This is a genomic window from Accumulibacter sp. (assembly GCF_029255125.1).
Taxonomy (GTDB): domain Bacteria; phylum Pseudomonadota; class Gammaproteobacteria; order Burkholderiales; family Rhodocyclaceae; genus Accumulibacter.
Map to the genome: position 1 here is coordinate 1 of NZ_JAPUVR010000021.1, position 6438 is coordinate 6438.

Here is a 6438-nt window from a genome sequence, read left to right on the forward strand (position 1 = left end):
AGAGCAGCAGCGGAGCAGCAGCGCCGAGAAGCACGGCTCGCTGTCGGTCATCAAGGCGACCGAAAAGCCGGGATCTGGTGGCAGCGTGTGCGCGTTACCGACGGGCAGTCGAGAAACTGACAGTCCAAGATTGACCGCCGTCGAATCCGCCACATATACTCGTGCCCGGGCTTGAAACTGATCAGCGGAGCAAACTCTTGGCCAGGCACTGGTTTCTGGAATCGATTGTCGGCGACGGCGCACATGTCGTTTACAACATCACGCACCTGCCTTTTCGCGTTGGGCGCGACCCCGACAATGACCTCGTGGTCACGGCGCGCGGGCTCAGCCGGCACCACGCGCTCCTGACGGCTGACAGCCACAGTGGCCGTATCCGGCTGACCGATCTGAATAGCACGAACGGCAGTTTCGTCGGCCGTCAGCGTGTCGAGAACTCGTGCCTGCTGAATGATAACGACATTGTCCATTTCGGTAACGCTGAGTTTCGCATTCGCGTGCGCGTTGCCGAGCCGCCTGCGGCCCGGCCGACCGAAGGTCACACGCTGGTCTTGCCGCCCGGCATGGCGCTCTCGGAAATGTTTCCGGAGAACGAAGCCGAGTTCCTTGACCTGCTGGGTGGACACGGAATGTCGGGTGCGGCGCAACCGATCGTTGAAGCCGATAGCCGGTGCATTTTTGCCTACGAACTGCTCGGTCGAGCGAGCCACCCGCTGCTGCCGGGCTCGCCTCTGCGGCTATTCAAGATGGCGAGCGCGCTCGACCGTGAGGTCGACCTGAGCGTTGCCTTCCGCCGCTTTGGCGTCGCCGCAATTGCGCCTCGCCTGCGTGGTTTTCCGCTTTTTGCCAACACCCATCCGAAGGAGACCTTCAGCGAGGACTTTTTCAATGCGCTGGTCTGTTTGCGGCAGGAAATGCCCGAACTCGACCTGGTCGTCGAGATCCACGAGGCCGCGGTCACCGAAAGCTGCCGGCTGCGCGAACTCGCTGCGCGCTTTCGAGATATCGGCGTGCGCTTCGCTTACGACGATTTCGGCGCCGGACAGGCTCGCCTGAACGAACTCGGCGAAGTGCCCGCTCACTTCGTCAAGTTTGACATGGGATTGATCCACGATCTCCATCTGGCTGGCGAAAGCAAGCGTCGGGTCGTCGGCGATCTGGTCAAGCTGGTGCGCGGCCTGGGCTCGGTGCCGCTCGCGGAAGGCATCGAAAACGAACTCGAGGCTGAAGTCTGCCTGGCGATGGGCTTCCAGCTCTTTCAAGGATATCTCACTGGTCGGCCAATCCCGGCCGACCAGCTCTGACACAGGCCGCAGCGCGGCCGACCTGGCCCGCGCGGAACAGACTCATGTGGAAAGCAGTTGTCGCCATCTCGCTCGGTGCAGCGCTCGGCGCATTGGCCCGCTGGCAACTCGGCGAGCGGCTCAACAGCCTGTTTCCGACGATGCCGCCGGGAACGCTGGCAGCCAATCTGATCGGCGCCTACATCATTGGCCTGGCAATTCCCTTTTTCGCTCACTCTTCCGCCGTCGCCGCGGAATGGCGGCTGTTGGTGATCACCGGCTTCTGCGGTGGCCTGACGACCTTTTCGACGTTTTCCGCCGAGCTGACGGTCCTTGTCCAGGAGGAGCGGCTGATCTGGGCAATGCTGACGATCGGCGCGCATGTGGTCGGTTCGCTGCTGATGACCTTCGCCGGCATGGCAACCATCCTTTGGGCAAAAGGTTGGTGATCGGCCGACACGCCTGGCCGGCCGCGGCGTGTCGCCTGGCGCGTCCGGCCAGCCCGCAGCGCCGGCGAGCTAACGAACGGAGACGATCATGCAGGGTTCGTTCCTCAGGTTCTATGTGCACGCAAAGCAGACGCACCGTGGCGTGTTGCTTTGGGAATGGCTGCTTGACCAGGGTAACCAGCTTGGCCTGCGCGGCGGCTCGGCATTCCGTACGATTGGCGGTTTCGGCCGGCGCCACACCATCCACGAAGAGCGCTTCTTCGAGCTGGCCGGCAACAGCGACGTCGAGGTCGAGTTCGTCGTCACGACGGAGGAGGAAGAGCGTTTGCTCGATCTGCTGCGCGGCGAGAACATTCGCATCTTCTACACCCGCATCCCGACGACTTTTGGCATCATCAACCCGGACGACAAGGACACGGGCACTGCACCGGAAGCAGGCAGCGATTGCTAGGCGCCACCCGCCCGCGACGCGACTGTACTCGAATCGGTCGGCGCCGCTGACCAAACCCAGCGAGCAATTCGTCGCCGGCCGGCACCCACCAACCCGACATGTTCGCCAACCTGCTTAAACTGCCACGCACCGTCTGGCTGCTTGGCCTGGTCAGCCTGTTCAACGACGCGACGAGCGAGCTGATCTATCCGCTCGTACCGATCTACCTCGCTTCGGTACTGATGGCCGGCCCACGCGCGCTGGGCATCATCGAGGGGATCTGCGAAGCGACGAGCAGCATCCTCAAGCTGGTCTCGGGTATCCTCTCGGATCGCCGGCGTTCGAGCAAGCCGTGGGTCGTCGGCGGCTACGCACTGGCCGCGATCGCGCGTCCGCTGCTCGCTTTTGCTGCCTCGTGGCCGGTCGTCCTCGCCTTGCGTTTCGCCGACCGTGTCGGCAAAGGACTACGCTCGTCGCCACGCGACGCGCTGCTGGCGCGTAGCGTCAAGCCGGGCGAGCGCGGACTGGCTTTCGGTTTTCATCGGGCGATGGACAATGCCGGGGCAGTCGTCGGACCACTCCTCGCCGCCGGCTTGCTCGCCGCCGAGGTTCCTCTGCGCACGATCTTTCTCTGGACGGCGCTCGGTGGCGCGCTCACCGTCGCCCTCGCGCTGGCGATCCGGGAACCGGTCGACAGCGATCCGGCGCCGCCCGCCACCGACGCCTGGAAACTCCGCCAACTGCCCATACCGTTCAAACGCTACCTCGTCGTGCTGGCGCTGTTTACCCTGGGCAATTCGTCCAACATGTTCCTGCTGCTGCGCGCCCGCGAGCTCGGCCTGGCCGAGTATCAGGTGCCTCTGCTCTGGGCGCTGGTTTCGCTGAGCGCGGCGCTCTTTTCGACGCCGTTGTCGGCGCTCTCCGACAAACTTGGCCGCAACCGCCTGATCGTCGCCGGCTGGGGCGTCTACGGCGCGTTCTACATCCTTCTCGGGTTGAATCGCGAGGCGCTCCTGCTCTGGCCTTTGTTTGCCTTCTACGGCCTGTTCATGGCCGCCACGGAAGGCGCCGAAAAAGCGTTGGCCGCGGATCTGGTCGACCGGCAGACGCTGGGGACCGCGTACGGCTGGTTCAATCTGACCACCGGACTCACGCTGCTGCCGGCGTCGATCATCTTTGGCGAGCTCTGGCAGGCCGTCGACCCGCTCGCCGCCTTCGTCTTCTCAGCCGCTTGCGCCGGATCGGCAGCCCTGTTGCTCCACCTCTGGGTTGGCGCAGGCGAAGGCGCAAGGTCTACGGAAGGCTCATGACGCAACCGCTTCCCCCGGCCAAGCGACGGTCTCCGCGCCGGGCTGGCGCTTGCCGACCGGCGGGCAAATTGGTGCTGGATTTTCCGATGTCCGGCGAAGCCGAGCTTGTTTGCCCGCCTTCGCCGGACCCCACAGCCAAACGAGCTCAGTAGGCCAGCGTCTTCGGCAGGTCTTTCGCCTGTTGCACCCACGACTCGACCATTGACAAGGAAGGCGGCTGTTTCGTCACCTGTTCGGCCGCGTTGGTTTCGATGATCTTCGCGTGTAGATTGTCCGGCCGGCGGGTCGCCAGTTCCTTGACCGTATCGACCCCGGCCTTTTCGAGCAGATCCGAGTAAACGCCGGAAACCCCCTTGATGCGCGCCAGGTCGGCGCGATTGGCGAGTTCAAGGATGACCCGGGCATCGCAGCCGCAGCTTGCCGCCAGCACTTTCCGCTGCGCCGGGGTGGCAGCCGCCGCCAGCAGTTGTTCATTGTTGCCGACGCCCGATTCCTTCAGCTTCTCGGCCAGCGTTGGCGTTGATCCACGCAGTTCTTTGACAGAAACGGTCATTGCAGGTTTCTCCTCTGATGGTGTGGTGTACAGCGAAGCACGCATGTCGTGTCGAGACCATGACTCGTCTTGCCAGCTCGACGCCCGACATTCTAATGCCATATGATATGCAAGGGAACAGTCTGCGTGTGCGCCGCCCGCTACGCAGCTTCTTCGCCAACGGTCAGCCAATCAGCCGGGCGATGGCGCAGCGGACGAGCGCCGGTGCCAGCGCCTCACTCGCCGGGCGGCAGTTCGCGCAGCTCGACGCGCGCCATCAGCGCTTCGATCGACTCCTCGCCCGGCAAACGGGCGCCCGCTACGCCGAGCGCTGCGGCAGCGACGGCGGTCGCCAGCCGCGCGCAACCGTCGTCGGCCAAGCCGCGCAGGCAGCCGGCGATGAAGCCGGCAACGAGGGCATCGCCGGCGCCGACTGTTGTGCGCACCGGTACCGCCAGCGCGCTGGCGTGGAGGCAGCGATTGGCGTTAACGAAGAGCGCACCGTGCCCACCCAGCGAGACGATGACCAGGTGCACGCCCTGCTCGACGATCGTCCGCGCCGCCGCGCCGAGCGCTGCGCAGTCGGGCAGACGACGGCCAACGAGTTCTTCGAGTTCGGCTTGGTTGGGCTTGATCGCCCAGGGATGGGCGGCGACTCCGCAGCGCAGCGCCTGACCGCTAGTGTCGAGCAGAACGCGCTGGCCAGTGGTCGCCAGGCGAGCGATCAAATCGGCGTAATACTCCACCCGGACGCCAGCGGGGAGGCTGCCGGAAGCAATGCAGTACGCGCAACCGGCAAGCGCTGTGTCGATCCTGTGCTGAAGGTCGGCGAGGTGCGCGGCGGCGACCGCCTGACCGGGAAAATTGATTTCGGTGACCGTTGCGCTGTTCTCTTCGATCAGCTTCAGATTGACCCGCGTGCGACCGGGCAGGCGGACAAATGCGTCGGCAATTCCCCGGTCAAGGAACACGCGGTCGAAGAGATCGGCATTGTCGGCGCCGAGCAGACCACCAGCAGTGACGCAACAGCCAAGATCGGCAAGAAACGAAGCGACGTTTACGCCCTTGCCGCCAGCCGTCGCTTTTTCCCAGGCGACGCGGTTCAGCCCACCGGGGAGGAGTTGCGGCAGACCGATGCTATGGTCCACCGCAGGGTTTAGGGTCAGCGTGAAAACGCCCGGCGTACGCCCCATGGCGGCTGGCTCGTACCACGGGGTCCCGCGTTTACGCTCCTACAACTTGAAGATCCAGCTCGCGATGACGAAGTAGTTAAGCACCCCCAGGATGTCGATAGCCGTCGTCACGAAAGGTCCGGTGGCCACCGCCGGGTCGACCTTCATGCGCTGGAAGATCATCGGCAGGAGTACGGCGAGCAGCGCGGCGCCGGTCATGTTGCCGAGAATCGTCAGGCCGACGACCTGGCCCAGCGCCAGACTACTGTGCATCAGATAGCCGTAGACGCCGAGGATCACGCCGTAGAAACCGCCGAGCAGCAGGCCGACGCGCAACTCCTTGAAGACCAGCGGAAAGGTATCGCGCACGTCGATCGCCCCGGTGGCCAGACCGCGCACGGCAACCGTTGCCGACTGCACGCCGACGTTGCCGGCCATGCCCATGACGACCGGCAGAAAGGCGCTGAGGACCAGGATCTGGCCGAGGATCTCCTCGTACTGGCCGATGACCGCGGTCGCTGCCAGGCCACCAATGAACGCGGCGAGCAGCCAGGGCAGACGAATTCCGGCGATCTTGAAGGCCGAATGGGTCAGCGTTTCCGACTCGCTGGTTCCCGCCATCTTCAACATGTCGCGTGTCGTTTCTTCCTCGAGCACGTCGATCACGTCGTCGACGGTGACCATACCGACGAGGATGTTCTCCTCGTCGACGACGGGCACTGCCAACAGGTGGTACTTGTCGACCAGCATGGCGACGGTCGTCTGGTCGGCGTCGGTGGTCACCTTCATGACGCGCCGGTTCATCACCTTGTGCAAAGGCGTTCCCGGCCGCGCGAGGAGGAGTTGGCGCAGAGAAACGACGCCGACCAGGCGGCCCGACTCGTCGGTCAGGTAGAGGTAGAAAACCATTTCGACGTCTTCGCGATTGCGAATATTCTCGATCGCTTCCTCAACCGTCAGCGTGTGCGGCAGCGAAAAGAAGTCGGTGGTCATGATCCCGCCGGCGCTGTTCGGGTCGTACTTGAGCAGGCTCTCGACTTCGTCCTTGCTTTCCCGGTCGAGCAGCGCCATCAACTGCGCACGCTGTTCCTCTGGCAGGTCGCCGATCAGGTCAGCGAGGTCATCCGGCGCCAGATGCTGCAGGACTCCAGCAAGTTTCTCGACCGGCGACTCGGTCATCACCTGCGTGCGCAGGCTGACCGACAACTGGCTGAACACTTCGGCCGCCATTTCGGTCTCGCTGATCGCGTAGAAGATGTCAACCA

Annotated in this window: 7 protein-coding genes; 4 read left to right on the forward strand and 3 right to left on the reverse strand. The window is 64.2% G+C overall.

Annotated features, from left to right (window positions below; translation table 11 throughout):
* The first annotated feature begins 197 nt into the window (after positions 1-197).
* The 4 genes from Q1L59_RS00745 to Q1L59_RS00760 all read left to right on the forward strand — a co-directional run bounded on the left by Q1L59_RS00745 (position 198) and on the right by Q1L59_RS00760 (position 3469).
* Complete coding sequence (locus Q1L59_RS00745) at positions 198-1301, forward strand: EAL domain-containing protein (RefSeq protein WP_300327381.1); 1104 nt, start codon at positions 198-200, stop codon at positions 1299-1301.
* A gap of 44 nt (positions 1302-1345) precedes the next feature.
* A complete protein-coding gene (crcB, locus tag Q1L59_RS00750; protein WP_300327382.1) occupies positions 1346-1729 on the forward strand; it encodes a fluoride efflux transporter CrcB in 384 nt (127 codons plus the stop codon).
* 88 nt (positions 1730-1817) lie between these two features.
* On the forward strand, positions 1818-2180 hold the full coding sequence (locus tag Q1L59_RS00755) for a DUF190 domain-containing protein (protein WP_300327383.1): 363 nt from the start codon (positions 1818-1820) through the stop codon (positions 2178-2180).
* A 98-nt stretch (positions 2181-2278) separates the two neighbouring features.
* Positions 2279-3469: an MFS transporter gene (locus tag Q1L59_RS00760; protein WP_300327384.1), complete on the forward strand. Its 1191-nt coding sequence runs from the start codon at positions 2279-2281 to the stop codon at positions 3467-3469.
* 145 nt (positions 3470-3614) lie between these two features.
* Here the strand turns inward: Q1L59_RS00760 and Q1L59_RS00765 are convergent, their stop codons facing one another.
* The 3 genes from Q1L59_RS00765 to mgtE form a co-directional block, all read right to left on the reverse strand.
* On the reverse strand, positions 3615-4022 hold the full coding sequence (locus Q1L59_RS00765; RefSeq protein WP_300327385.1) for a DUF4332 domain-containing protein: 408 nt from the start codon (positions 4020-4022) through the stop codon (positions 3615-3617).
* Between the two features lie 215 nt (positions 4023-4237).
* Complete coding sequence (pfkB, locus tag Q1L59_RS00770; protein WP_300327386.1) at positions 4238-5194, reverse strand: 1-phosphofructokinase; 957 nt, start codon at positions 5192-5194, stop codon at positions 4238-4240.
* 39 nt (positions 5195-5233) lie between these two features.
* A partial coding sequence (gene mgtE, locus Q1L59_RS00775; RefSeq protein ID WP_300327387.1) for a magnesium transporter occupies positions 5234-6438 on the reverse strand: 1205 nt, incomplete at its 5' end.

What these genes read in the sequence shown, in the direction of transcription:
- crcB (WP_300327382.1), top strand. Translation starts at nt 1,346, where the DNA reads ATGTGGAAAGCAGTTGTCGCCATCTCGCTCGGTGCAGCGCTCGGCGCA.
- Q1L59_RS00755 (WP_300327383.1), top strand. Translation starts at nt 1,818, where the DNA reads ATGCAGGGTTCGTTCCTCAGGTTCTATGTGCACGCAAAGCAGACGCAC.
- Q1L59_RS00760 (WP_300327384.1), top strand. Translation starts at nt 2,279, where the DNA reads ATGTTCGCCAACCTGCTTAAACTGCCACGCACCGTCTGGCTGCTTGGC.
- Q1L59_RS00765 (WP_300327385.1), bottom strand. Translation starts at nt 4,022, where the DNA reads ATGACCGTTTCTGTCAAAGAACTGCGTGGATCAACGCCAACGCTGGCC.
- pfkB (WP_300327386.1), bottom strand. Translation starts at nt 5,194, where the DNA reads ATGGGGCGTACGCCGGGCGTTTTCACGCTGACCCTAAACCCTGCGGTG.